Genomic DNA, 23,093 nt, shown 5'->3' with positions numbered 1-23,093 from the left:
AGTCGCAGAGCTCGCAGAGGTCGAGGAAACGGTCATCGCGGAACCGCCAGGGATCGTGCGGAGTCCCGGGCCCGCTCGCAGGCGGCGACCAGGTCCGCGAGGGACTCGGGTGGGAACATGTGCGCCGCGTCGCCAGGCCGGTACATCCTTTCCGGCCTCGGACACGACTCGATGAGCAGCCCGTCCGTGCCGTACGCCGCGGCCGCCAGTGAGGCCGGGGCGACCAGCGAGGCCGAGCCGGTGCTGTGACTGGGGTCGAAGACCACCGGCAGGTCGGTGCGGGCGCGCAGCGCGGCGATCGCCCCGAACCCGGGCTGCGGCGGGGTTCCCGAGGCGCCCGCGCAGAGCACCACGGCATCGTTGCCCCGGGTGAGGACGAACTCCGCGGCCCGCAGCCAGTCGTCCAGGCTCGCCCGAGGCCCCCGCATCAGCAGTACCGGCCTGGGCTGGGCGCCCAGTTCGGCGAGGAGCGGGCGGTTGTCCAGCTGTCGCCCGTCCACCTGCAGGCAGTCGGCCACCTCGGCGACCGCCTCCACCTCGCGCGGGTCGCACACCTCGGTGATCACGGGGATGGCCGCAGTCCGCCGGACCTCCGCGAGCGCCTCCAGGCCACGCCTGCCCTTGCCGGGGAAGTGGTAGGGGCTGCTGCGCGTCTTGGAAAGCCCGGCCCGCAGGGCGTGCGCCCCCTGCGCCTTGACCGCCAGGGCCGTCTCGACCGCGTCCTCGGCCGACTCCAGCGCGCACGGCCCCGCCGCCCACCACAGCCGATCTCCCCCCACCACCCCGTCGCCGATCGCCACCTCGCTCGGTGCCACCCCGCTTTCCCGCCGTACCAGCCAGTGGCCCTCAGGGGTCGGGCGACGGGCCAGCACGGCGGGCGAGGCGGGTACGCGGGCGAGGGACTCGTCGCCGCTCACCACGACGAAGACCCGCCCGGCCAGCCTGACCGGCCAGGCGGCGACGTCCTCGTGCGCCCCGGCCAGCGCCGCCACCTCCTCGGCGACCTCGGCGGAGGTGCCGGGCCGAAGCTCGATCAGCACGCCGGGACCCCGGCGTCGATCTCCTTTCGCCAGGCCGCGATGCTCGCGCTCAGCGCGGCGACGCCGGGCCCGTGCCGAAGCACCCCGGTCGTGACCGGCAGGACGGCCCGTCCCGGAGCCTCGGCGGCGACGGCGAGAAGGTCGCGGGTCTCGCGTCCGGCCCTGCCCAGGCCCGGCAGTTCCACGACCGCCGACGGCATGCGGGCCACCAGGTCGGTCGCCTCCTCGCGGCCGGCCCCGACCACGGCCGCGGCGGCCACGCCGTGCTCGTCGTTCCACTCCCGCACCTCGTCGGCGGTGCGTTGCGCGACGGTGCGCGACCCGGTCACGGCGCCCTGGACCCCGCCGGCCGCGTGGTTGGAGGTGCGGACGAGCACCATGACCAGGGTCCCGCTGTCACGGGCCCGGCGCAGCAGGGGATCGAGGGCGGCGAAGCCCATGAACGGGTTCGCCGTCACCGCGTCCCCGCCCAGCACGCTGCCGGGACCGAGGTAGAGGCCGGCGTAGGAGTCCATCGTGTCGTCGGCGTCGCACACCTTCGCGTCCAGCACGGCGAGTGAGCCCCGCTCGTGCACGCCGTCGACGACCTCGCGCAGCAGGTCCATGCCCGGGGTGCCGAAGCGGGTGAAGAACGGGACCTGGATCCGGTAGACGGACACCCGCTCGCCCGCGGCCTCCAGCACCACCCCGCACATCCGCCGGGCCCCGTCCACGTCGTCGTCCATCCTCCATGCCTCCAGCCACTTGGGGGAGGGGGCGATTCCCAGGCAGAGGGCGGATCGGGTCTTGAGCAGGTCGGTCCATATCGGTACGGCAGCCATGGACCCATTGCACACACTCGCGCCGGGAACCGCATCGCGCCCGTCCGCCGGTGAGGCGTCGTCGGCTAGAATCCCCGCCCCGCTCTTTCGCCGGCGTTGCGGACATATATTGATCTACATCGTAAAGGCGTTCCGTTGTGAACGATCACTCGATAACCTGAGATGGTGAGAGTAGGCGTCAACGTACTGAACTTCGGACCGGGCACCGACCCCGGTGTGTTGCGCGGCTGGGCGCGAACGGTGGAGGGCCTGGGCTTTCACCTGCTCATGGTCTCGGACCACGTCGTGATCACCCCGGACGTCGCCGAGCAGTATCCGTCGCCGTTCTACGAGCCCTTCACCACCCTGTCCTGGCTGGCCGGGGTGACCGACGGGATCAGGCTCGGCACCACGGTGCTCATCGTGCCGTACCGCCACCCGCTGCTCGTCGCCCGCATGGCGGCCAACCTCAACCGGCTCAGCGGCGGGCGGCTCGTCCTCGGCGTGGGCGTCGGCTGGGCGCGTCAGGAGTTCGAGGCGCTCGGGGTTCCTTTCGAGCGGCGCGGGGCGCTGACCGACGATCACCTCCGGGTGATACGCGCCGCCTGGGAGAACGACGAGGACTACCAGGCCGGGCGGATACCGATCTGGGTCGGCGGCAACGGCGACGTGGGACTGCGCCGGGCGGTACGCCTCGGAGAGGCGTGGCACCCGCTTCGCCTCCCCCTCGACCGGTTGCGCGAAGGGGTGGACCGGCTGAAGGTCATCGCGGACGAGGAACGGCGGCCGGTGCCGGGCTTCGCACCCCGCATCGTCCTGCGGCTCACGCAGGCCCCGATCACCGCTCCGGGGCGTCTCGCCGGCGAGGGCACGATCGACCAGGTCATCGACGACCTCGAACAGTTGCGCCTGCTCGGCGCCGACAGTGTCGTGCTCGATCCGTTCAACGGCGACCCGCAGGAGACGCGCCACCCGGAGGTGGCCTGGCAGGCGCTCGCGACCGTGGCGGCCCACTGGGACCTGGACACCCATCGACCACGAACAGGACGATCATGACGCACGACGACGAGAAGCATCTCCGCAGGGCGATCGAACTCGCCGCCGGGGCGCGGGCGACCGGAGACGCACCTTTCGGATCGCTGCTGGTGGGCCCGGACGGCACGATCCTCGCCGAGGAGCACAACACGGTTCTCAGCGACCGCGACATCAGCGCCCACCCCGAGCTGAAGCTGGCCAGGTGGGCGGCCCGTGAGCTCACCCCCGACGTCGCGGCGGCCACGACCATGTACACCAGTTGCCAGCCCTGCCCCATGTGCGCGGGCGCCATCGAACGATCCGGGCTCGGCCGTGTCGTGTTCGCGCTCTCCAACGAGCAGCTCGCGAGCCTCAAGCCGGGAGGCGGCTGGCCGCACGTGTCCCAGGAGGGCCCCGCGCTGTTCGCCGAGGCGCGCGTCCCGGTCGAGGGTTACTACAACTGAAGGCGGGGATCCGCGCGCGGCCCGGCTCACCTCTCGGTGGGCCAGGCGCGCAGTGCCGTCTCGGCGACCCGTAGCAGATCCTCCCTGGCGCAGCCTGCGGCCGCCTGGACCGCGAGGCCGTCGGCGAGGGTGGTGACGAAGCGGGCCAGGTCGGCCGGGTCGCAGTCGTCGGGCAGGTCGCCCTCGTCCCTCGCCCGTGACAGGCGCGCTCGCAGCGCCGCCTCCCCGGCCTGCCTGTGCGCCACCACCTCGCTCCTGATCTGCTCGGCCTCCGGCGCGCACGCCTGCACGCAGCGGATGCTGAGGCATCCGAGGGGGGTGTCGGGGCCGGTGGTCAGTTCGATCACGCCGTACACCAGGCGTTCGGCGACCTCTCGTGCCCGTGGCGCCTCCAGGGCGTGGACGGTGAACGCCCCCGGACCGTTGACGTAGCGGTCGAACACCCTGCGAAACAGCTCCTCCTTGTTGCCGAAGGTGCCGTAGAGGCTGGGACGGTTGATGCCCATCGCCGCGGTGAGATCCGATATCGCCGTTCCCTCATAACCCTGGCTCCAGAAGACCTCGAGTGCCCGGTCCAGGGCTTTCTCGGGGTCGAACGCGCGCGGGCGCCCTCCTGGCATGCGCACCTCCCTGGTTTCTTACCGATCGATACGTTACCCCGTTGACGAGCCGATTCGCTCCGGGCTAGTTTTTTACCGATCGATACTTAACTCGTGAAGGGGGACCATGAGCAGATCACCCGCCGGTCCGATCCGTATCGGCGTCGTCGGTGCCACCCTCGGCCGGGGCTGGGGAACGGCCGCGCACCTACCGGCCCTGCTCAACCTGGGGGAGTACGCCGTCACCGCGGTCGCGACCACCAGGCAGGACAGCGCCCGCCGCACCGCCGCCGCGTTCGGAGTCCCGCACGCCTTCGCCGGCGCCGCCGAGCTGGCCGCCCACCCGGACGTGGACGTGGTCGCCGTGACGGTCAAGGCGCCCGACCACGCCGAGGCGATACGGGCCGCGCTCGACCACGGCAAACACGTCGTGTCCGAGTGGCCGCTGGGGGTGAACCTGGCCGAGGCCGTCGAACTGGCCGAGGCGGCGACCAGCGCGGGGGTCGTCCACGCGGTCGTCCTCCAGGGATTCCACTCCCCGGCGGCCGGCTTCGTCAGGAACCTGATCGCCCAGGGCCGGATCGGGCGGATGGAGTCGATCACCATCGTGGCCGACGGCGCCCCGCTCGGCGGGAGCCGTATCCCGCGCGACCTCGCCTGGAGCGCCGACCCCGCCGCGGGGATGAACCTCCTGACGGTGATGGCCGGGCACGTCCTGGCGACGGTCGAGCATCTGGCGGGCCCGCTGACGGAGATATCCGCCTCGCTCGCCCACCCCTATCGTGAGGTCGTCGTGGCCGGGACGGACCGGTCGATACCCAGCGGGGTGCCGGGTCACGTAACCGTTCACGGACGCCTGGAGAGCGGGGCCGCGGCCGTGGTGGGCATATCCGGGGGCAACGCGCCGGGGCCCGACGGCTTCCACCTCAGGATCACCGGGAGCGAGGGCGCGCTGACCATCACCCCCACGGAGCCCGGAATGTACCCGCACTGGGCCGACTGGACGGTCACTCGTTCGGCCGCGGACGGCACCCGCGCCGAGCCGGTGATCGCGGGCCGCCTCACGCGCCGGGACGCTCCCGGCCACACCCACGCGAGTCCACCCGTACGCATGCCGGTCGCCATGCACACCAACGCCCCCATGCCTGCGCCCAAGTCCGCCGTCAAAGCCCCCGTCTACGCCTCCGAGACCTCACTCGCCAACGTCCCCCCTGGCCCGCCCGCGAACGTCGCCGCCCTCTATCTGGAGGTCGCCCGCGCGATCACCGAGGAACGCGAGGCATACCCCTCCTTCCACACCGCCGTGCGCCAGCACCGCGTGCTCGCCGCCATCGAGAACGCCTCGCGGACCGGCGTCCGCCAGACATTCGCCTCATGGTGTTCGCCCGGCCAGGCAGGGAAGATCTCGGCGAGCTGACCTGAGGCCCGCGGGACCGGAGCGGGCACGTGTGTTTTTCTCGGGGCACCGCGCGCTACCTCGATGTTCACGCGTTCCACTCCGCCAGGGCGTCGCCCATCGGGGTGCGCGTGTAGAGCACCGACCGCCCGCTCCTGCCGCGCGAGACCAGCCCCGATCGTCTGAGCACCGCGAGGTGGTCGCCGACGCCGCCGAGCGTCATGTCCAGCCTGGCGACGAGCTGGCTGGTGCTCGCGGGCGTCGCCAGCTCCAGCAGCACCGCGGCCCTGCCCCTGCCGAGCAGCGCGGCCAGGCTGTCGGGTGCGGGTACTCGGCTCTCCCACAGCGCGGCCACACCCCGCGCGGGATAGGTGAGCCCGAAAGCGCGCGGCGGGTCGAGGTAGACGATCCTCCCGCCGAACGCGTTGGGCATCAGGACCAGGCCGACACCGCCCAGCCGGTGCGAGGCGCCGCTGATCCGGCCGAGCAGGATCCGCTCGCCCTGCAGCGACATCTGCACGTCCAGCCCTTCGAACACCTCTGTCCACCCGTACACCGCCAGCCGTCCCGCCCACCGCACGATGTCACGCTCCAGCAGCGCGCGCGTCCTCGGCCAGTCGGGTTCGATCAGCGCGCTCCACACGGCGATCAGGCTCTCGGCGACCCGCTCGGCGACGTCGGGCACGTCCAGTGCCGCGGCAGTCGGACGGCCCCGGTAGCTCAGCTCCAGGTCGGCGCGGGCCTTATGGTACGGAGTGTGCCGCACGGCCAGCGCCTCCTGGGCGAACGTGGTGTCCGCGCGGGGTGGCGGCACGCAGAAGAAGTCGGGCACGTAGTCGGTGACCACCAGCAGGTCGACCAGGGCACGCAGGACGGGGTCGGCGGCGACGAGCGCCTCGTAGCGGTCCCGCACCCTGGCCGTCCACCGCGACATCCCCGGCGGGGACCGGACACCGGCGAGCAGGGGCAGGGCGGTGACCACCTGTGCCATCGGCGACATCACGAAGCGGGTACGCGCCAGATCCTCGGGGGTGCACTCCAGATAGGCCAAGGTTTCGCCTCCTGACGAAACAGTAGCCCGCCGCCCGGATCGGCCCGCATGCTCCGGTGCGTGAACACCTATCGGGAGCTCTTCGCCGTCGGCCAGTTCAGGACGCTGTTCGCCGCGCAGGCCGCGAGCGTCATGGGCAAGATCATGGAAAGCCTGGCGTTGTCCACGCTCGTCTACGCCCACACCGGGTCACCGTTCCTGGCCGCGCTCGCCTACCTCGCGGGTTTCCTGCCGCAGGCCGTCGGCGCGCTGACACTCGGAGGGCTGGCCGACGGACTGCCACCCCGAGCGCTGCTGGTCTCGTGGGATCTGACGAGGGCGGTCGCGGTCGCGATGCTCGCCCTCGGAGTGCTGCCGGTGTGGGGGATGTTGGCGCTGGTCATGGCGTGCGGGCTGTTCGACGCCGTCGCGGGTGGTGCGCGCCAGGGGCTGCTGGCCGACCTGCTGCCGGGTAACGGCTACGTGCTGGGCCGCTCGGCCCTGAACATCGCGGTCGGCGCCATGCAGATCACCGGATTCGCCCTCGCCGGGACGCTGCTCGCCGTGGCCGGGCCGTACGCGGCACTGTGGGCGGGCGCGGCGCTCGGCGTGCTGGTGGCGCTCACGCAGCGGCTGGGGCTGCGGGCCAGGCCGCCGAGGGTGTCGGGGCGGGCTGTCTGGCGACAGTCATGGGCGGTGAACGCCGAGTTGCTGGGTGACCGACGGATTCGCGGGCTGCTGCTGGTGCAGTGGGTGCCGAACGGGCTGATCGTCGGGGCGGAGGCGCTCTACGTGCCATACGCGGACGGCTCGTCGGGAGCGGCGGGAGCCCTGTTCGTCGCGGCGGCCGGTGGCATGCTCGTGGGTGACCTCCTGGTCGGCCGATGGACCACTCCCGAGCAGCGGATCCGGCTCGCGGTGCCGCTGTTCACGCTGCTGGGGGTGCCGTACCTCTTCTTCGCGCTGTCACCGGGCATGTGGGTGGCGACGGCGCTGGTGGCGGTCGCCTCCCTCGGGTTCGCCGGGCACCTGGGCACGCAGGAGCGTTACGTGGCGGCGGTGCCCACGCGGGTCAGGGGACAGGCACTCGGACTGGCGGGCAGCGGCATGATGGCCGGACAGGCGCTGGCGGCCTCGGGGACGGGAACGCTGGCCGAGTTCGTACCGGTCTCCGCGGCGATGGCGTTGGCGGGGGTCGCGTCACTGGTGGCGACCGCGTGCCTGTATCCCACCCTGACCCGTCGTACGGAGGAGCGGACGCCCCGGTGGTGAAGCATCCGGCTTTCCCCGGGAGGCCGGTCGGCCGTGGAGCCATCCGGAGGTGAGCGGCCAGGGCCTCCGCTGAGCCTGGGCCGGGTGGGAGGGCTGGGCTACCAGTGGGCCGGTCGGGTGAGTGACGGCGGCAGCGCGGTCCGGGCATCCCCCTTGGCCGCGTCCAGCTGGGACTGGATGAGGAAGATGCTCCCGGTGAGGTCGGCGCCCGAGAGGTCCGCGCCCCTGAGGTCGGCTCCGATGAGGTCGGCCGTCCTGAGGTCGGCGCCCCTCAGATCGGCTCCGATGAGATAGGCCCCCCGCAGGTTGGCGCCCCGCAGGTCGGCACCCTTCAGCTTGGCTCCGATGAGGTCGGCGCCCCTGCGGTCCTTCTTCTTCCCGCGCCCGGCCTCGGCGCGTACGAGCTCGCTCGTGCGCAGCAGCAGGGCGTTGACCTCCCGCCGGTGTGCCGCCACGTCCAGCCGTGCGAGAACGTCGGGGGTGTCGCGGGTGAGGCGTTCTGTCCTCTCCAGGGCGAGGCCGATCTCACTGTGGATGGAAAGGGCCGGTCGCAGGGTCAGCGCCTCGGTCAGATACCAGAGCAGCTCGTGGAGGTCGCGCATGACCGGGAACACCTCGGCCATCCGCTTCGCGGTCTGTGGCGCCCGCCGCCAGTCCTGGCCGCCGAAGGTGACCTGGGAGACCTTCTGCCCGGCGCCGAAGCAGTCGTAGACGGTGCAGCCACGAAAACCTTTGTCCCTGAGGCGTGTGTGGATGCCGCAGCGGAAGTCCGTCAGGAGGTTGGGGCAGGCCTGTCCGGCCTTCTTGTCGATCGCGAAGTCCGACGAGGCCGAGAAGGCGGGCACGACGCAGCACAGCGCGAAGCAGCTCTCACAGTCGGCTCGCAGATCGGCACGATCTCCCCCTGTGGAGGGGGCCGCGTGCTCACGGCTCTCGGACAATGCGCGGGATCTCCTCATGCGGGGCGTTCGCGCTGTTCGCGGTCCTTGGAAAAGGGCCGCGAACAGCGATTTCACCGATTAACCCTATCCGACCCCGTCCATCTCCCGATCACGGGCGGGACCGCGCGGTGGTTGGAGGGAGGGCATGGTCCCGACGACGACGGTGGCGTCCAGCTCCCCGGATTCGACCACCCTCGGAACCAGTCCGTTGCGGGCGAAGGCCTCGGCGGTCTGTGGCGCCTGGCGTTGGCTCGTCTCGATCAGCAGGTGGCCGCCCGGTGCGAGCCACAGCGCCGCGGACGCGGTCACCCGCCGCTGGATCTCCAACCCGTCCGCGCCGCCGTCGAGTGCCACCCGTGGTTCGTGTACGCGGGCCTCCGGGGGCAGCAGACCGATCGCCTCCGTGGGCACGTAGGGGGCGTTGGCGGTCAGGATGTCGACGCGGCCCCGCAGCGTGGCGGGCAGCGGCTCGTAGAGATCACCCTCGTACACCCGGCCGTCGGGGGCGACGTTGCGCCGGGCACAGCGCACCGCGGCGGGGTCGATGTCGACGGCGTGCAGCTCGACCCGGTCCAGGGCCGCGACCAGTGCGGCCCCCACCGCTCCGGAGCCGCAGCACAGATCGACGACGATCCGTGGCCGAGAGGCCTGGTCGCCGGGAGCGGTGAGGTCTTCGGAGCCGGAGGAGACAGGGGGGCCGGAGGCGGGGCGGGGGAGGGGGGCGGACCGATCTGCCGATCCGGCGGTTCGGTGGGCGAGGGCGACGGCCTGGTGGACGAGCAACTCGGTGCGGCGCCGGGGGACGAAGACCCCGGTGTCCACGGCTATCCGCAGCCCGCAGAACTCCGCCCAGCCGAGGACGTGTTCGAGGGGCAGACCGGAGATCCGCCGGTCCAGCATGGCGGCGAGTCCGGACGACGTCCGCGCCGTGGAGAGGAGCAACCGTGCCTCGTCCTCGGCGAAGACGCAACCGGCGGCCCGGAGCCTGGTGACGATGACAGATTGGGGGAGAAACGGCGGTAAAGCCGACATTGGAGCCTTTCGGGATGCCGATGGGGCTCCCTCGGTCACCTACGCCGGAAGGACCGCGCGACCGTGAGACGGGAGCACCCGACCTGACACAGCGGTAATGGGTCTCACCTCCTCGATCACGTCCATTGCTGGAGGGCAACACTACCCCCGAGCCGCCCTCCGTACGAACACATTACGGCGAGGCGGCTCACCTCGGTCCTGCTGAACTCCCCGTGCCCCTGCCGAAGCGGAACGCCGACGCCGCTCCTCGGCGCGGCCGATCCGACGCCAGGACCTCGCGCGCCACTCGTCGCGACCTCCCCGTCAGGAGGGAGAGCTCCCGCGAGGAACCCGCCTCAGCAGGTACGTGTCCATGATCCAGCCCTTGCGTTCCCTCGCCTCGGCGCGGACGTCGCGGATCCGGTCGGCGACCTCCTCGACCGGCCCCGCCACCAGGATCTCGTCGGGGGTACCGAGGTAGGCGCCCCAGTAGATCTCGAAGTCGGCGGGGTCGGGCAGGGAGGCGAAGGCGTTGCGGGCGTCGAGCATCACGACGATGTCGTCGATGTCGTCGGATTCGCCGGGCCCCTCCTCGGACAGGCGGCGGCCAGTGGTGATGTGCAGGGGCCGTGCGACCCGGGTCAGGCTGGTGCGGTGCCGGGCGGCCAGCGCGGACACGCTGCTGATGCCGGCGATGACGTCGTACTCGAACTGCACCGTGCCCCGGTCGAGGACCTCCTCGACGATGGCCAGCGTGCTGTCGTAGAGGGAGGGGTCGCCCCAGACGAGGAACGCGCCGGTCTCGTCGTCGCCGAGTTCGTCGCGGACGAGCCGCTCGTAGATGTCGGCGCGGCGCGACCGCCAGTCCTCCACCGCGCCCGCGTAGGCGGGGGTGGTCCGGTCGCGGTCGGGGTCGCGGGCCTCGACCAGCCGGTACGGGGCGCGGGCGTGCGCGTCGACGAGGTCCTGCCGGAGTTGGACGAGGTCGTGCTTGGCCTCTCCCTTGTCGAGGATGAAGAACACGTCGGCCGTCGCGATGGCCTTGACCGCCTGAAGGGTGAGGTGGTCGGGGTTTCCCGCGCCGATGCCGATGATGAGGATTCGCTTCACGCGGGCAAGTCTGCCCCCTGTGCGAAGAGGACGTCGCGCCGGGCGGCATCCGGGCAGGACGGCTCGACATCCGTCCCGGCAGACTGCGGCCGGGCGGTGCGACGCGGGATCTCGTCGCGGGTCCCCGTTCGGGGGGAGAAGTCGGATCAAGACATCGTTCTGGTCTAGTCTCGCGATCGTGACGATCAGGAACTCGCACTGCTCCTTCTGTGGCGGAGCCTTCGCCCCCGACCAGGCGTGGCCGCGCACCTGCTCCGGCTGCGTGAACACCTCCTACCTCAACCCGCTGCCGGTCGCGGTGATGGTGTTGCCGGTGGACGAGGGCCTGCTGGTGGTCCGTCGTGGCGTCGAACCGCACCGAGGCGCTCTCGCGCTGCCCGGTGGCTTCGTGGACATGGGTGAGTCCTGGCAGCAGGCGGCCGTCCGGGAGCTCCACGAGGAGACGGGGGTCGTCGTCGATCCGGACGGCGTGCGCCTCCTCGACGTGCTCAGCGCCCCCGACGGGACCGTGCTGGTCTTCGCCCTGGGGCCTCGGACGAGCGCGGCCGACCTTCCGCCGGTCGCGCCGACGGACGAGACGACGGAGTGGCTGCTGATCGACGGACCGCGAGAGCTCGCGTTCCCGCTGCACACCCGGATCGTGGCGGAGTACTTCGCCGCGAAATGATTGCGCGGTCGTCGGCACCGGTGGATTCGGTCCTCGACCTCGGAGGGAGGGACGGCGCGACCGCCGGGGTCCGGTCCCGGATCTCCGACGGCCTGTTTAGCGCGGGCGCGGCGGGTAGGGGGCGGTTGTCCCACCTTCACCGACGAGGAGAAACACCATGACGGACGTGTGGAGCTACCGCCCCGACACCTACAGCGGCGAGCAGGCGCTGGATCTCGTGGGGTTCGACGTGGAGGCCACCGACGGCAAGATCGGTTCGGTGGACGAGGAGAGCAACACGGTAGGCAACAGCTACATCGTCGTCGACACCGGGTTCTGGATTTTCGGCAAGAAGGTGTTGCTGCCGGCCGGTACCGTTCACCAGATCGATCCGCAGGAGCGCAAGATCTACGTCTCGCGCACCAAGCAGGAGATCAAGGACGCGCCGGAGTTCGACGAGGCGACCTACCGGGAGCCCGACTACCGCGACAAGCTGGGCGGCTACTACGGCCCCGGCACGCTGTAGTCATTGACCGTCAACGAGCCCTTCCCCACCAGGGGAGGGGCTCGTTCTCCGTCTTCACCTCATTTCGCGTTATTCCGCTTTCCGCGCCGCCATCCGTGTCGGTGCCTTCGGCGGGGTGCGGCTCGCACCGGGTGAGCCGGGATCTCCGATCAGTTCTGGCCGAGCCAGAGGTCGGGCCCGAACACCTCGTAGTGGATGTCGGAGGCGGGCACCCCGCGCTGGAGCAGTTCGGTGCGCACACCGCGCATGAACGGCAGCGGCCCGCAGAGATAGGCGACCAGGGGGTCGGGGAGGTCGATCCGGGTCAGGTCGACGTGGCCGAGGTTGGGTGCCGGTCGGCATGAGCAGTCGCCCACCTCCTCGTACCACCGGTGCAGGGTGGCGCCGGGCAGGGTGGCGACCAGCCGCTTGAGCTCGTCCCGGTGGGCGTGGTCGGCGGGGCTGCGGTCGGCGTGGACGACGGTGATCCGGCGGGTGGAACCGGTCGCCGCGAGGTGCTCGACCATCGACAGGATGGGGGTGGCGCCGATTCCCGCCGAGGCCAGGAGCAGCGGGGGGCCGTCGGCGGGCAGGGTCAGGTCGCCGAACGGCGCGGAGATCGTCAGCTCGTCCCCGGCCCGGACGTTGGCGTGCAGCCAGCTGGAAACCTCTCCGTCCGGGGTGTCGCCGCCGCGCACCCGTTTGACGGTGATCCGCCAGTCGTCCCGCTCGGGGGCGCAGGAGAGGCTGTACTGCCGGATCTGCCGTGCGCCGCCGGGCAGGGCGACCGCGACGCTGACGTACTGGCCGGGCTTGAAGGACAGGGGGACCTGCGGTCGCAGGGTGAAGGAGACCGCGTCCGGGGTCTCGCGCCGCCGTCCGAGCACCGTGGCCCGCAGCCAGCCCTCGCCGGTGGAGTGGCGGTAGAGATCCGCCTCCAGGGCGATGAGCGCGTTCGCCATCAGCCAGTAGACCTCGTCCCAGGCCGCCACCACCTCGGGGGTGGCGCCATCGCCGAGCACCTCGGCGATGGCTGCGAAGAGGTATTTGTGCACCATGTCGTACTGCTCGGGGGTGATGCCGAGGGAGGCGTGCTTGTTGGCGATCCTGGTGAGGATCGCGTCCGGCCGGTCGTCGGGACACCGCACCAGGAGGGTGGCGAAGGCGGTGATCGACCCGGCGAGCGCGCTGCGCTGTTCGCCGTTGGCCTGGTTGCCGCGATTGAAAAGTTCGCGCAGCAGGTCGGGGTGGTCGGCGAACATCATCTCGTAGAAGCGCGCCGAGATGTCCTGGATGGAGCCACCGACCACCGGCAGGGTGGCACGGACGATCGCGGCCGAATCTGGGGAAAGCACAGGTCCTCCAACCAATAAATGATCTTCATGCTCAGGTGGAGACACACGTCGAGCCTGTTCAGACGTGGCTTCCTTCCGTCGGCCCTATTTATACAAGTATTTTTTGTATAAACTCAAGTCGTGGCCCACCGGGCCGGACGGGAACGGGCGTTCGCGGAGGGGCGTCCGGCCCGCCGCGTCTACGATGGCGGCCGGAGACTTCGCGTCCGGCCGGACGAGCGTGTCGCGGCACCGCCGCGGGGGAGAGGGAGGTGAGCCGGTCATGGCCGAGCCGAGGAGACCGCACGGGACCGATGACGCCATGGGTGGCGTGACGTCCGTACGGGCCGCCGGACAGCTCGCGCCGCCGACCGGTCGCCGACGGCTCATCCTGACGATGCTTCGCGAGTCCGGGGCGCCGCTCGGCGTGGTCGAGATCGCCGAGCGGCTCGACGTCCATCCCAACACGGTGCGCTTCCATCTCGACGCCTTGGTCGACAGCGGTCAGATCGAGCGGGTTCATGCCGCACCTGCCGGTCCCGGCCGGCCGCCGTTGGTGTTCCGTGCACGGCCGGGGATGGATCACGCCGGCCCGCGCAACTATCGCCTGCTGGCCGAGATCCTGGCCGGCAACCTGGCCGCCGGCCCGGAACCCGCGGCCAGGGCGACTGAGGCCGGGCGGACGTGGGGAGGCATCCTGGCCGGGCGGTCGGCTTCGCCGGCCGTCCCCACGCGGGAGCAGGCGGTGGGCGAGCTGGTACACCTCCTCGACGACCTCGGGTTCGCCCCCGAGGAACAAGCGGAGGAGCGGTCAGAGGAACGAGCCGCGGTCGACGGCGGGCGGATCGGGCTGCGGCACTGCCCGTTCCTCGAACTCGTCAAGACCCAAGCCAAGGTGATCTGCCCGCTGCACCTCGGGCTCATGCAGGGGGCGATGACGGCAATCGGCTCCCCGGTGACCGTGGACCGGCTCGAACCGTTCGCCGAGCCCGACCTGTGCCTCGCGCACCTCGCGACGGCCCGTGACGCTCCGTGACCGGATCTCAACTGTGATCGCCCCGGCCTGCTGACCGTCCGCCACCGCGTGACCTCCCACCGGGCCCCGCGGCGGACCTCCGGTCGCGGGGGCGAACGCCGCGTTCCGGGACCTCCCCGAGACCTCGCCAGAGCCTTGGGGCGGTTCCGGACCGCGGTGGAGATTCGATCAGGGGTAATTGACCAGGTTGGCCACGTTGGTAATGGAGTTGGACGGGCCGCCCGTCGTGTTGACGATGTTGCGGATCGTGCCGACGCCACCGAGTGAGACCGTCACCATGTTGTGGAGGCGGACTCCCGGCTTGTTCGGCACCTCGAACGCGCGGGCCGCCACGACCCCCGGGTTGACATTGAAGTAGCAGTAGCTGCCCAGACCCCAGGCCTCGTGCGTGGTGACCGAGTCGGCCACCTTGTACGCGGCGTAGCCCTGCGTGCTCCCGTTCATCCAGGCGGCCTGGTTGGGTGGGTCATAGGGCATCTCGTTCTGGTAGAAGTACGTCCGGCCGCCGTTGCCGTTCCAGACGGTCTGGTGTTGCTGGTAGTGCTCGACGAACAGGCCGTACATCGTGACGTCGTCGCCGTTGACGGTGAGTCCGTTGGCGGCGGTGTTGGTGCTCCACCCGATGCCGCTGCCGTGGTCACCACGCCAGATCCACAGGTGGTCTCCGATCACGTTGTCGCTGTTGACGACGAGGCTCTGGGTGGCCTTGCCGACGGCCGCGCCACCGACTCGGAAGTACACGTCGTGTAGCGACGTCGGGTTGGCGGCGTGGCTCGCCGACGATCCCGTGGGACCGACCTGCATCAGCATGGCCGAGTTGGTGGTACCCGCGTCGATCAGCAGCCCGGCGACCTTGACGCCGTCCACGTCGGCGACGGTCATCGCGGTCACACCGTTGTCGGGAATCAGCGTGGCCAGGCCCAGGCCGAGCACGACGGTGTTGGCCCGGGTCACCCTGATCGTGTCGTTGAGGTGGTAGACGGCGGGGGTGAACAGCAGGTTCAGGCCTTGTGCGAGCGCCGCGTTGATGTCCGCCGCGGTGTGGCCGGGCTTGACGACGAAGAACTGGCCGATCGGGATCGAGGTGCCCGCAGGGTTGCCGCCGGTCCACGTCGTGCCGGAGGAGTTCGTCCGCAGCGCCGGCACGAACACCTGGTAGGCGCCGGCCTGGTCGACGTACAGGAACGGCTTCTCGCGCACGACTGGCGTGGTCGTGACCCTGGTGTAGGGCGGGTTCGGGAAGTTGCCCGCGGGCGGGTTGTTCACGCCCACGAACACCATGTTCCAGTTGGAACCGGTCCAGCCGCCCCACTCGGCGTTGCGCGACAGCCACTGCTGCTGCGTCCCCGACCTGACCTGGCCGTCGATCTTCGAGTCGGCGATGAAGCCGCCGCTCGACCAGCCGCCGTCGTCGAGTTGCAGGTTGCCGCGCAGGTGCATCCGCCGGTACGAGGCGGCCTGCGAGACCGCCCAGCGGTCGGTGCCGGAGGGCGGGGTGACCGACAGGTTCTCGGCTCCGCGCCAGAAGTTGTGGGTCGCGTTGCCCTGGAACCAGTCGGCCTCGGCGTGCACGGCGCCGTTGATGGTGACGTTGTCGGGTGACAGGCCGAGACCGGCGATCTGCGTGTAGAAGCCGATGTTGGCGTCCACCGAGTATGAGCCGGGCTTGAACAGCAGGGCGAAGCGGTTGCCACCGAACTGGTTGGTCTGCTGCTGGCTGAAGACCGCGTTGAGCCTGGCCTGGATGGTCGCGGTGGGCGTCGACGGGTCGAAGATGCTCACGTTCGGGCCGAGGTCGGGGTTGTTCCCGCTCGGTGGAGGGGTGCCCAGGCTGAAGGACTGGGCGACCGCGCCCGGGAGTGGCGGTGGGGGGTGCTGCGGAGTCACGGTGGCTCTTCTCTCTGGGAGGTCTTCGCGGGCCGCGGCACGCGCTCCTGAAGCCACGGACCACGGGGTGCTTCCGGTGGGGTGAACGGCCCCGAAACCCCCTCCCATCGGCTGGAAGGAACGCCCTGGTAACTTCACCCCTTAAAATTACCTCGGATCAAACATGTGATCAGAAAGCTTGTCAATAGGAAAGTTTCCAAATAGTAGTTGCATGGACGCTGCGGTGAGGATCTGAGCGCGGCTCTTCGACCCCGGAACCTCCGCCGGTCCGACCTCTCGGCGATCGCGTGGGGAAGGAGATACGCTCCATCCTTTAAGGGCGGTATTTAGCTGTAAATCACGGGTGACCAGGGTGACCATCACGTCGGGGTGGCGACGCCCCCCGGCGCCGGATCCGCTGGAGCGTGAAGATGACCTTCGAGGACCTCGACCCCCGCACGCCGGTGCTCGTGGGCGTCGGGCAGTCGTCCGAGCGGATCGGCGAGCGCGACTACCGGCGCCTGTCACCCGTCGAGCTCGCGGCGGCCGCCGTCCACGAGGCCCTCGCCGACACCGGCGCGGACCCCGCGGACGTCGCCGCCGCCGTCGACACCGTGGCGGGGGTGCGCCAGTTCGAGATCTCCGCGCCCGGCGCCCTCGCACCGCTGGGCAGGTCCACCAACTACCCTCGCTCCGTCGCGAACCGAGTGGGTGCGAACCCCGGCAGGGCGATCCTGGAGGTGGCCGGCGGGCAGGCGCCCCAGCACCTGGTCAACGAGCTCGCCGCGACGATCGCGGCGGGCTCCTCGCGGGTGGCCCTCATCTTCGGATCCGAGGCGATCTCGACGGCCCTGCACCTGGCAGGGGCCGAGGACAGACCCGATTTCAGCGAGACCGTCGAAGGTGATCTAGAGGATCGCGGCTATGGGCTCAAGGGGCTCGTCTCCCGGTTCCTGGCCGCGCACGGGCTGGCGGGCGCGCCGAGCCAGTACGCGCTGTTCGACAACGCGCGCCGGGCCCGACTCGGGCAGACGAGGCGGGAGTACGCGGCCGGGATGGGGGCGCTGTTCGCCCCGTTCACCAGGGTCGCCGCCGCCAACCCGCACGCCGCCGTGCCCGTCGAACGCGATGCTGGGGAACTGGTCACCCCGACCGAGGGCAACCGGCTCATCGCCGATCCCTACACCCGCTACCTCGTCGCGCGCGAGAAGGTCAACCAGGGGGCGGCCGTCCTGCTGATGTCCGTGGCCGACGCCGGGCGTCTCGGCGTCCCCGCGCAGAGGTGGGTCTTCCTGCACGGCCATGCCGACCTGCGCGAGCGCGACCTGCTGGACCGGGCCGACCTCGCTGCGGGACCGGCCTCCGTGATGGCCGCCCGGCACGCCCTGGACCTGGCGGGCATCGGGGTGGACGACCTGCACGCCATCGATCTGTACAGCTGTTTTCCCATCGCCGTCTCCAACATCTGCGACGGCCTCGGCCTGGCCGCCGACGACCCGCGCGGGCTGACGGTCACCGGAGGACTTCCCTTCTTCGGCGGAGCGGGCAACAACTACTCGACGCACGCGATAGCCGAGATCGTTCAGAGGCTCCGCGCCAGGCCCGGCTCGTACGGCATGGTGGGGGCGAACGGCGGCATGCTGAGCAAGTACTCGGTCGGCGTCTACTCGACCGCCCCCGCCGGGTGGCGCCAGGATCGCAGCGCCGAGCTTCAGGCCGAGATCGACGCCTGGCCCGCCGTTCCGCAGGCCGTCCGGGCCGACGGGCGGAGCACGATCGAGACCTACACCGTGAGGCACCGGCGTGACGGCACCCGCGTCGGCATCGTGATCGGGAGGCTCGAGGCCGATGGCCGCCGCTTCCTGGCGAAGACCGCCGACGGCGACGAGGAGACGCTCGCCCTGCTCGGCGACGGCGAGCCCGTCGGGAGGCGTGTCCACGTCCGCTCCTTCGACGCCGGTAACCGGGTGAGCACGGATGCCACCGTGCTGGACCGGCTCATGACCGGTGGGGACTCCGCCGGGGGCGTCACGGCTCCGCGCGCCGGCCTCGGTGGCGCGACCGCAGAACGGACGTGAGGAGCGCGGCACCGTAGGACAGAGGGCTCTCCGAGCGACGAGATCCTGTCTCACCCGAATGGCGGTCCGCGGCTCCCTTTCCGTGATTTTCCGCGACACGGGCCTCGGGGAGTGGCCGTACGGATGATCGTGAAGCGGTCGCGCTAGGCTGGGAACGAGGAGTCCGCCGATATCCGTCGGGCCTCGCGGCGGTGGGGCCCGCCGCTCCCAACCGCGGCACCCGCCGCCAACGGTCCCTACCGTGACAGGTGGTGCCCGCGCGGTCGTGCCGGGCATTCCCCGCGTGTAGGGAGAGGCATGCGTCCGGACCAGGTGAGGTTCACGGTGGCGACCGAGCCCGTCGACCCCGACATCGACCCCGACCTCGATCCACCCGGTGCGCGCGGGGGCGGCGAGTCGCGTCGCTCCCATCGCGCCGTCCTGGCGGTGATCGCCACCGGTGGCGCGATCGGCGCGGGTGCCCGCTACGGAGCCGCCCTGCTGTGGCCGACCGCGGCCGATTCCTTCCCATGGACGACGCTGACGGTGAACGCGGCCGGTTGCCTGCTGGTCGGTGTTCTCATGGTCGTGCTCACCGAGGCGTGGACGGCGCCCACCTGGGCGCGGCCGTTCCTGGCCACCGGGGTGCTGGGCGGCTTCACCACCTTCTCCACCTACTGCCTGGACATCGAGCGCCTGGTCTCCGCCGGCCGGATCGGCCCGGCACTCGGCTACCTGGCGGTGACGGTCACCGCGGCCCTGGTCGCGGTGACGGCCGGCGCATGGACCACCCGCAGGCTCCTGGCGGGGGCAGCGAGGGTGGAGAGGGGAACACGATGATTCCAGCCGGACGGGCACTGAGGTTGACGATCTTCGTCGACGACACGGACACCTGGCGCCACCGGCCCCTGTACACCGAGATCGTGCACCGAGCCCACGCCGCCGGGCTGGCAGGGGCGTCCGTCTTCCGCGGCATCGAAGGCTTCGGCGCCACCTCGATGGTGCACACCACCCGACTGCTGTCGATGGCCGACCACCTGCCGGTGATCGTCACGATCATCGACACCGAGGAACGGATCCGTGCCTTCCTGCCGAGGCTGGACGACCTCCTCACCGAAGGGCTGGCCACCCTGGACGAGGTCGAGGTCGTCCGCCCCGGGACCGGGGCGGCGACGTGAGCGGGCCGCAGAACTGGCTCGCGGTGCTGCTCGGCGGTGCCGTCGGGGCGCCGCTGCGCTATCTGACGGACCGGGCCGTGCAGGCCCGCCACGACACGCTCTTCCCCTGGGGCACCTTCACCGTCAACGTGGTCGGCTCGCTGATCCTGGGAGCCCTGACCGGGACGGCGCTGTCCGGCGCGGTGGGCCCCGGCGTGCAACTGCTGCTCGGCACCGGTTTCTGCGGGGCGCTGACCACGTACTCGACGTTCTCCTACGAGACGCTGCGGCTCGCCGAGACCGGCGCGGTCCTCTTCGTCGTGGTCAACGTCGTCGCCTCGGTCGTTGCCGGTCTCGGCGCGGTGTTCCTCGGCCTCGCCCTCGCCCAGGCGATCGTCGCGTGACCTCGTTCCACGAGACACGGGAGACACCCGGCCCCGGGAAGGGGCCGCCGTTCAGCCCTTCAGGCGCCGGACCTTGAGGACGTTGTCGGTGCGGGTGGTGGGCTGTCCTTCGGGGTCGTTCTGGATCCGCTCGTGTTCCTCGCAGAGCAGCACCTCCCACTCCCCTTCTGTGAGCTCCAGGCTTTCCAGCACCTCCTGCGGCGTGGGGAGGTGCACGTCGGGATGGGGGTTGTGCTCCCAGGCGGGGAATCCCGCGTGCCCGACGATGAGGAGCGTCCCGCCGGGCGCGACCGCCGAGGCGGCGGTCCGCAGGATCTTCTCTCGTGGCATGTCGCCGGGGGAGTGCAGGAAGTGGGCGGAGACGAGATCGAAGACGCCCTCGGGGAAGGAGACTCCCAGGTCGTGCCGCTGCCAGTCGACAAGGTCGGTGACGTCCGCCGACGCGGCGTGCCGGGCGGCGCGTTCCAGCGCGACACCGGAGATGTCCGTGGCGGTGACGCGCCACCCCTGCCGCGCGAGCCAGATCGCGTCGGCGCCCTCGCCGCATCCCAGGTCCAGGGCACTGCCCGGCTCCACACCGGTGATCTCGCGGACCAGGACGACGTTGGGGTTCCCGCTCCAGATCCGGTCGCTCTCACCGTAGCGGAGGTCCCAGAACTCCTCCTCGGGGACGACACCCTCCCGCGCGTGCTCGTGCCGGTCGGAGTCGCGGCGGGCGGTGACGGCCCGGCGGGTCTCCTCGGCGACCAGGTCGGCGTTGATCGCGGCGCCCGCACGCCCGCCCGCCGCGGCGGCACCGATCACCTGATCGGTCAGTGCGGTGACGTTCCCTGCCACCCACACCCCGGGCAGCGCCGTCGCCCCGGACGGGTCGGCGGCGACGTAGCTGCCGACCACGTGCCCGCCCATCTCCTGGTCGGTCGTCTCCAGGCCCAGGCCGGTGAGGAGGCCGGAGCGGGCGGTGAAGCGCGGGGTCACCACGAGAGCCTGAAGGGGGATCACCCGGCCGTCGGCCAGACGCAGGCCGCTGAGCCGGTCGTCCGCCACCTCCAGCGCCGTCACCGGCCCGTCGACCACGGCGATGTCGCGGGCGGCGAGCTGCTCGTACTCCTCGGCGCCGAACTCGGGCGCGGTGTGCGAGAAGAAGGTCACGTCCCTGCTCCACTGCCGCCACAGCAGGGCCTGGTGAACCGCGAGCGGCCCGGTGGCGAGGACGCCGATCGCCTGATCACGCACCTCCCAGCCGTGGCAGTACGGGCAGTGCAGGACCTCGCGCCCCCAGCGTTCCCTCAGGCCCGGCACCTCGGGCAGCTCGTCGACCAGACCGGTGGTCACGAGCAGCCGGTCCGCCACGACCGAGATCCCGCCGTCGACGGCGACGCGGAAACCTCCGGTGTCCAGGCGCTCGGCCGCCACGACGTCACCCCGCATGATCTCGCCGCCGTAGCGGGTCACCTCCGCGCGCCCCGCGGCCACCAGCTCCGAGGGGGGCGTGCCGTCGCGCGTCAGGTAGGAGTGCACGTGTGACGCCGGAGCGTTGCGCGGCCGGCCCGCGTCGATCACCAGCACCGAGCGCCGCGCACGGGCCAGGGTCAGCGCCCCGCTCAGCCCGGCCGCGCCACCGCCGACGACCACGACGTCGTAGCGCCGCTCCTCACCCGCAGGGGTGGCGGTCACGGTCTGTTCCGCTTGTACGGTCATGTGTGAAACCTCCGTTCGCCGTGAATACTGCGCCCACTCCTCCGAGTCCGGCAAACTTAGTTGCCGAATCGGCAAACAGGGGAGTGGCGGGCCTGAGGAGCGGACGCGGGGCGCGTGACCCGCGTACCGGCCGACGGCGAACGTCACCGGTACGCGGGCGGCGGGGTTCTACGCGTCGAGGATCGGGAGCAACTGCTCCTCCTCGTAGCTCAGGTGCCTTTCCAGCTCGTCCGTGAGCCGCTCGACCTCGGGGAGTACCAGCAGCCGATCCGCACCCTCGGTGGAGATGACCTCCCGCAACTCCTCGATGAGAGCCGCGATCTTCTCGTGTTCCCGGCTCAGCCGCTCCAGGGTCGGGGCGAGTTCGGGATAGCGCCCGGTGAGGAAGGGGAACAGCGCGATGTCCTCACCGGTGTGATGGTTGTGCAGCCCCTGACAGAGGGTGAGGCAGTTCACCCGCAGCTGGGCGCCCAGTCCGGGACCCGAATCGGTGACCTCCTTGCGGATCAGGGCGAGCTCTCGCCGGAACGCCTCGTGGACCATTCTGAGGGCCGCGCCCGCCGACGACGCGTTCGGCGGCCCGCCGCCGACCTGCTGGAGGGCGACCACCGGGATGACACGCGCCGTCTTGGCCTGGTACTCGGCCCACCCGGGGTCGGCCTCGGCCGCGCGGGCGAAGACGCGGTCGCGTTCGGCGCCCTCCAGGACGGCGGCCCGCGCCTCGTAGGTGAAAATGCCGTCCTCGACCGTGACGAGAGGGTTGGCAACCAGGTTGTGGAACCAGGCGGGGTGGTTCGGCGAACCCCCTGCCGAGGCGATGACCAGAACCCGGTCACCACCGTCGGGAAGATAGCCGAGCGGGGTCGTGTGCCGGGCGCCGGACCGTGCCCCGACGGTGGTGAGCAGGAGCAGCCGGGCCCCTTCGAAGGGGCCGCCGACCCGCCCGCCGTTGGCGCGGAACTCCTCGATGATCTGCTGGTTGAATTCGTTGGGCATTCTCTGTTTTCTTCTCCGGGATCGATGGTCCCGCGATTGTTCGCGGGCATGACGAAGGAACGTCCGATGGGCAGGACGAAATCACCACGAGGCGACCGCGACCGTGGTGCGGGAAATCAGGAAGGCGCGCCGGGCGACCGGCCCGGCCGGCGATTCACCGCCGGGGCCGGTTCACGAAGGGCGCGAAACCCGCGGTGACCGGCGACGACCGGCACCGCGAGAGCATGTGGCGTCATGCGGAACGTGGAAAGCCGACGGGAACCGCGCGCGTGGCCACATGAGACGTGGAGAGCACGGAGGAGAGATCCGGGTCGCGTCCACGGGGAAGCATCGCGCTGAAAGCGCGAAAGGAAAAAGAGGGGAGGGCCTCTGGCCCGCCCGGGGCTCACGCCTCGGCCGGGTGCCCTACTCGCTGTTGGCCCAAGGCCGACCCGGCAGTCACAAAGTTAACCGTAGTGCCACAAACGCATCGGAGCAACGCCACGTTTTCCGGTCGCCGCGTGCGAGAACTCCGTGCGAGGACTCCGTGCGGGTACGGAAGGTCACCGGGAACGCGGCGCGCACCTTCCGCGACCGGGTGCACCTTCCGCGACTGGGTGGCCGAGCACGTGCAGGCCTTCCGCGTGACGCAGCCGGGCCCGCCGATGTGACGACCGGCCTCACGGGTGCACCTTTTGCCGGGGCCTCTTCTGACGACACCGGCGCTCGCCTCCC

The 23,093-nt window shown here is 71.1% G+C and carries 22 protein-coding genes; 11 read left to right on the top strand and 11 right to left on the bottom strand.

Going from position 1 to position 23,093, the window contains the following annotated elements; all coding sequences use genetic code 11:
- Nucleotides 1–32: 32 nt before the first annotated feature.
- Together ABZ664_RS36485 and pyrF are read right to left on the bottom strand one after the other, a co-directional pair.
- On the bottom strand, nucleotides 33–1,040 hold the full coding sequence (locus ABZ664_RS36485) for a 3-deoxy-7-phosphoheptulonate synthase (RefSeq protein WP_362521039.1): 1,008 nt from the start codon (nucleotides 1,038–1,040) through the stop codon (nucleotides 33–35).
- A complete protein-coding gene (gene pyrF, locus ABZ664_RS36480) occupies nucleotides 1,034–1,861 on the bottom strand; it encodes an orotidine-5'-phosphate decarboxylase (RefSeq protein WP_362521036.1) in 828 nt (275 codons plus the stop codon). Before pyrF ends, ABZ664_RS36485 begins: the two co-directional genes overlap by 7 nt.
- 165 nt (nucleotides 1,862–2,026) lie before the next feature.
- On the opposite strand from pyrF, the gene ABZ664_RS36475 reads away from it, so the two are divergent.
- Together ABZ664_RS36475 and ABZ664_RS36470 are read left to right on the top strand one after the other, a co-directional pair.
- Entirely contained in the window at nucleotides 2,027–2,896 is an 870-nt protein-coding gene (locus ABZ664_RS36475) for an LLM class flavin-dependent oxidoreductase (RefSeq protein WP_362521033.1), read from the top strand.
- Nucleotides 2,893–3,318, top strand: coding sequence for a nucleoside deaminase (locus ABZ664_RS36470; protein WP_362521030.1), 426 nt, complete (start codon nucleotides 2,893–2,895; stop codon nucleotides 3,316–3,318). The genes ABZ664_RS36475 and ABZ664_RS36470 overlap by 4 nt, the downstream gene beginning before the upstream one ends.
- A 26-nt stretch (nucleotides 3,319–3,344) precedes the next feature.
- Here the strand turns inward: ABZ664_RS36470 and ABZ664_RS36465 are convergent, their stop codons facing one another.
- Nucleotides 3,345–3,938, bottom strand: coding sequence for a TetR/AcrR family transcriptional regulator (locus tag ABZ664_RS36465; RefSeq protein ID WP_362521027.1), 594 nt, complete (start codon nucleotides 3,936–3,938; stop codon nucleotides 3,345–3,347).
- A 106-nt stretch (nucleotides 3,939–4,044) separates the two neighbouring features.
- On the opposite strand from ABZ664_RS36465, the gene ABZ664_RS36460 reads away from it, so the two are divergent.
- Complete coding sequence (locus ABZ664_RS36460) at nucleotides 4,045–5,334, top strand: Gfo/Idh/MocA family oxidoreductase (protein WP_362521024.1); 1,290 nt, start codon at nucleotides 4,045–4,047, stop codon at nucleotides 5,332–5,334.
- A 67-nt stretch (nucleotides 5,335–5,401) separates the two neighbouring features.
- Here the strand turns inward: ABZ664_RS36460 and ABZ664_RS36455 are convergent, their stop codons facing one another.
- Entirely contained in the window at nucleotides 5,402–6,364 is a 963-nt protein-coding gene (locus tag ABZ664_RS36455) for a winged helix-turn-helix domain-containing protein (protein WP_362521021.1), read from the bottom strand.
- Nucleotides 6,365–6,424: 60 nt separating this feature from the next.
- On the opposite strand from ABZ664_RS36455, the gene ABZ664_RS36450 reads away from it, so the two are divergent.
- Nucleotides 6,425–7,615, top strand: coding sequence for an MFS transporter (locus ABZ664_RS36450; protein ID WP_362521018.1), 1,191 nt, complete (start codon nucleotides 6,425–6,427; stop codon nucleotides 7,613–7,615).
- A 98-nt stretch (nucleotides 7,616–7,713) separates the two neighbouring features.
- Here the strand turns inward: ABZ664_RS36450 and ABZ664_RS36445 are convergent, their stop codons facing one another.
- The 3 genes from ABZ664_RS36445 to cobF form a co-directional block, all read right to left on the bottom strand.
- Nucleotides 7,714–8,556, bottom strand: a complete 843-nt coding sequence (locus ABZ664_RS36445) for a pentapeptide repeat-containing protein (protein ID WP_362521015.1) — start codon at nucleotides 8,554–8,556, stop codon at nucleotides 7,714–7,716.
- Nucleotides 8,557–8,640: 84 nt separating this feature from the next.
- On the bottom strand, nucleotides 8,641–9,588 hold the full coding sequence (locus ABZ664_RS36440; RefSeq protein WP_362521012.1) for a putative protein N(5)-glutamine methyltransferase: 948 nt from the start codon (nucleotides 9,586–9,588) through the stop codon (nucleotides 8,641–8,643).
- Between the two features lie 303 nt (nucleotides 9,589–9,891).
- A complete protein-coding gene (gene cobF / locus ABZ664_RS36435; protein WP_362521009.1) occupies nucleotides 9,892–10,677 on the bottom strand; it encodes a precorrin-6A synthase (deacetylating) in 786 nt (261 codons plus the stop codon).
- 178 nt (nucleotides 10,678–10,855) lie between these two features.
- Here cobF and ABZ664_RS36430 point away from each other — a divergent pair, with 178 nt between their 5' ends.
- Both ABZ664_RS36430 and ABZ664_RS36425 read left to right on the top strand, forming a co-directional pair.
- Complete coding sequence (locus ABZ664_RS36430; RefSeq protein ID WP_362521006.1) at nucleotides 10,856–11,344, top strand: NUDIX domain-containing protein; 489 nt, start codon at nucleotides 10,856–10,858, stop codon at nucleotides 11,342–11,344.
- Between the two features lie 157 nt (nucleotides 11,345–11,501).
- Nucleotides 11,502–11,849, top strand: coding sequence for a PRC-barrel domain-containing protein (locus tag ABZ664_RS36425; protein WP_362521003.1), 348 nt, complete (start codon nucleotides 11,502–11,504; stop codon nucleotides 11,847–11,849).
- Between the two features lie 149 nt (nucleotides 11,850–11,998).
- On the opposite strand, the gene ABZ664_RS36420 is transcribed toward ABZ664_RS36425, so the two are convergent.
- The gene (locus ABZ664_RS36420) at nucleotides 11,999–13,183 is read right to left on the bottom strand and encodes a globin domain-containing protein (protein WP_362521000.1); all 1,185 of its coding nucleotides are present in this window, start codon (nucleotides 13,181–13,183) and stop codon (nucleotides 11,999–12,001) included.
- A 262-nt stretch (nucleotides 13,184–13,445) separates the two neighbouring features.
- On the opposite strand from ABZ664_RS36420, the gene ABZ664_RS36415 reads away from it, so the two are divergent.
- Nucleotides 13,446–14,198, top strand: coding sequence for a helix-turn-helix domain-containing protein (locus tag ABZ664_RS36415; RefSeq protein ID WP_362520997.1), 753 nt, complete (start codon nucleotides 13,446–13,448; stop codon nucleotides 14,196–14,198).
- Between the two features lie 168 nt (nucleotides 14,199–14,366).
- Here the strand turns inward: ABZ664_RS36415 and ABZ664_RS36410 are convergent, their stop codons facing one another.
- The gene (locus ABZ664_RS36410; RefSeq protein WP_362520994.1) at nucleotides 14,367–16,085 is read right to left on the bottom strand and encodes an adenylyl cyclase; all 1,719 of its coding nucleotides are present in this window, start codon (nucleotides 16,083–16,085) and stop codon (nucleotides 14,367–14,369) included.
- 410 nt (nucleotides 16,086–16,495) lie between these two features.
- On the opposite strand from ABZ664_RS36410, the gene ABZ664_RS36405 reads away from it, so the two are divergent.
- The 4 genes from ABZ664_RS36405 to crcB all read left to right on the top strand — a co-directional run bounded on the left by ABZ664_RS36405 (nucleotide 16,496) and on the right by crcB (nucleotide 19,682).
- Nucleotides 16,496–18,142, top strand: coding sequence for an acetyl-CoA acetyltransferase (locus ABZ664_RS36405; RefSeq protein ID WP_362520991.1), 1,647 nt, complete (start codon nucleotides 16,496–16,498; stop codon nucleotides 18,140–18,142).
- Nucleotides 18,143–18,439: 297 nt separating this feature from the next.
- On the top strand, nucleotides 18,440–18,961 hold the full coding sequence (locus tag ABZ664_RS36400) for a CrcB family protein (RefSeq protein ID WP_362520988.1): 522 nt from the start codon (nucleotides 18,440–18,442) through the stop codon (nucleotides 18,959–18,961).
- On the top strand, nucleotides 18,958–19,299 hold the full coding sequence (locus ABZ664_RS36395) for a DUF190 domain-containing protein (protein ID WP_362520985.1): 342 nt from the start codon (nucleotides 18,958–18,960) through the stop codon (nucleotides 19,297–19,299). The genes ABZ664_RS36400 and ABZ664_RS36395 overlap by 4 nt, the downstream gene beginning before the upstream one ends.
- The gene (gene crcB, locus ABZ664_RS36390) at nucleotides 19,296–19,682 is read left to right on the top strand and encodes a fluoride efflux transporter CrcB (RefSeq protein ID WP_362520982.1); all 387 of its coding nucleotides are present in this window, start codon (nucleotides 19,296–19,298) and stop codon (nucleotides 19,680–19,682) included. Before ABZ664_RS36395 ends, crcB begins: the two co-directional genes overlap by 4 nt.
- 51 nt (nucleotides 19,683–19,733) lie before the next feature.
- Here crcB and ABZ664_RS36385 read toward each other — a convergent pair whose 3' ends face one another.
- Both ABZ664_RS36385 and ABZ664_RS36380 read right to left on the bottom strand, forming a co-directional pair.
- The gene (locus tag ABZ664_RS36385) at nucleotides 19,734–21,383 is read right to left on the bottom strand and encodes a bifunctional NAD(P)/FAD-dependent oxidoreductase/class I SAM-dependent methyltransferase (protein ID WP_362520979.1); all 1,650 of its coding nucleotides are present in this window, start codon (nucleotides 21,381–21,383) and stop codon (nucleotides 19,734–19,736) included.
- 168 nt (nucleotides 21,384–21,551) lie between these two features.
- Complete coding sequence (locus tag ABZ664_RS36380; RefSeq protein ID WP_362520976.1) at nucleotides 21,552–22,379, bottom strand: nitroreductase/quinone reductase family protein; 828 nt, start codon at nucleotides 22,377–22,379, stop codon at nucleotides 21,552–21,554.
- Nucleotides 22,380–23,093: the final 714 nt, after the last annotated feature.

Source organism: Streptosporangium sp. NPDC006930, assembly GCF_040635605.1.
GTDB lineage: Bacteria > Actinomycetota > Actinomycetes > Streptosporangiales > Streptosporangiaceae > Streptosporangium.
The sequence above is the reverse complement of the archived record's forward strand: the minus strand, read 5'-3'. Positions and strand labels throughout refer to the sequence as shown.

What these genes read in the sequence shown, in the direction of transcription:
- pyrF (WP_362521036.1), bottom strand. Translation starts at nt 1,861, where the DNA reads ATGGCTGCCGTACCGATATGGACCGACCTGCTCAAGACCCGATCCGCC.
- ABZ664_RS36470 (WP_362521030.1), top strand. Translation starts at nt 2,893, where the DNA reads ATGACGCACGACGACGAGAAGCATCTCCGCAGGGCGATCGAACTCGCC.
- ABZ664_RS36465 (WP_362521027.1), bottom strand. Translation starts at nt 3,938, where the DNA reads ATGCCAGGAGGGCGCCCGCGCGCGTTCGACCCCGAGAAAGCCCTGGAC.
- ABZ664_RS36460 (WP_362521024.1), top strand. Translation starts at nt 4,045, where the DNA reads ATGAGCAGATCACCCGCCGGTCCGATCCGTATCGGCGTCGTCGGTGCC.
- ABZ664_RS36440 (WP_362521012.1), bottom strand. Translation starts at nt 9,588, where the DNA reads ATGTCGGCTTTACCGCCGTTTCTCCCCCAATCTGTCATCGTCACCAGG.
- ABZ664_RS36425 (WP_362521003.1), top strand. Translation starts at nt 11,502, where the DNA reads ATGACGGACGTGTGGAGCTACCGCCCCGACACCTACAGCGGCGAGCAG.
- ABZ664_RS36415 (WP_362520997.1), top strand. Translation starts at nt 13,446, where the DNA reads ATGGCCGAGCCGAGGAGACCGCACGGGACCGATGACGCCATGGGTGGC.
- ABZ664_RS36405 (WP_362520991.1), top strand. Translation starts at nt 16,496, where the DNA reads ATGACCTTCGAGGACCTCGACCCCCGCACGCCGGTGCTCGTGGGCGTC.
- ABZ664_RS36400 (WP_362520988.1), top strand. Translation starts at nt 18,440, where the DNA reads ATGCGTCCGGACCAGGTGAGGTTCACGGTGGCGACCGAGCCCGTCGAC.
- ABZ664_RS36395 (WP_362520985.1), top strand. Translation starts at nt 18,958, where the DNA reads ATGATTCCAGCCGGACGGGCACTGAGGTTGACGATCTTCGTCGACGAC.
- ABZ664_RS36385 (WP_362520979.1), bottom strand. Translation starts at nt 21,383, where the DNA reads ATGACCGTACAAGCGGAACAGACCGTGACCGCCACCCCTGCGGGTGAG.
- ABZ664_RS36380 (WP_362520976.1), bottom strand. Translation starts at nt 22,379, where the DNA reads ATGCCCAACGAATTCAACCAGCAGATCATCGAGGAGTTCCGCGCCAAC.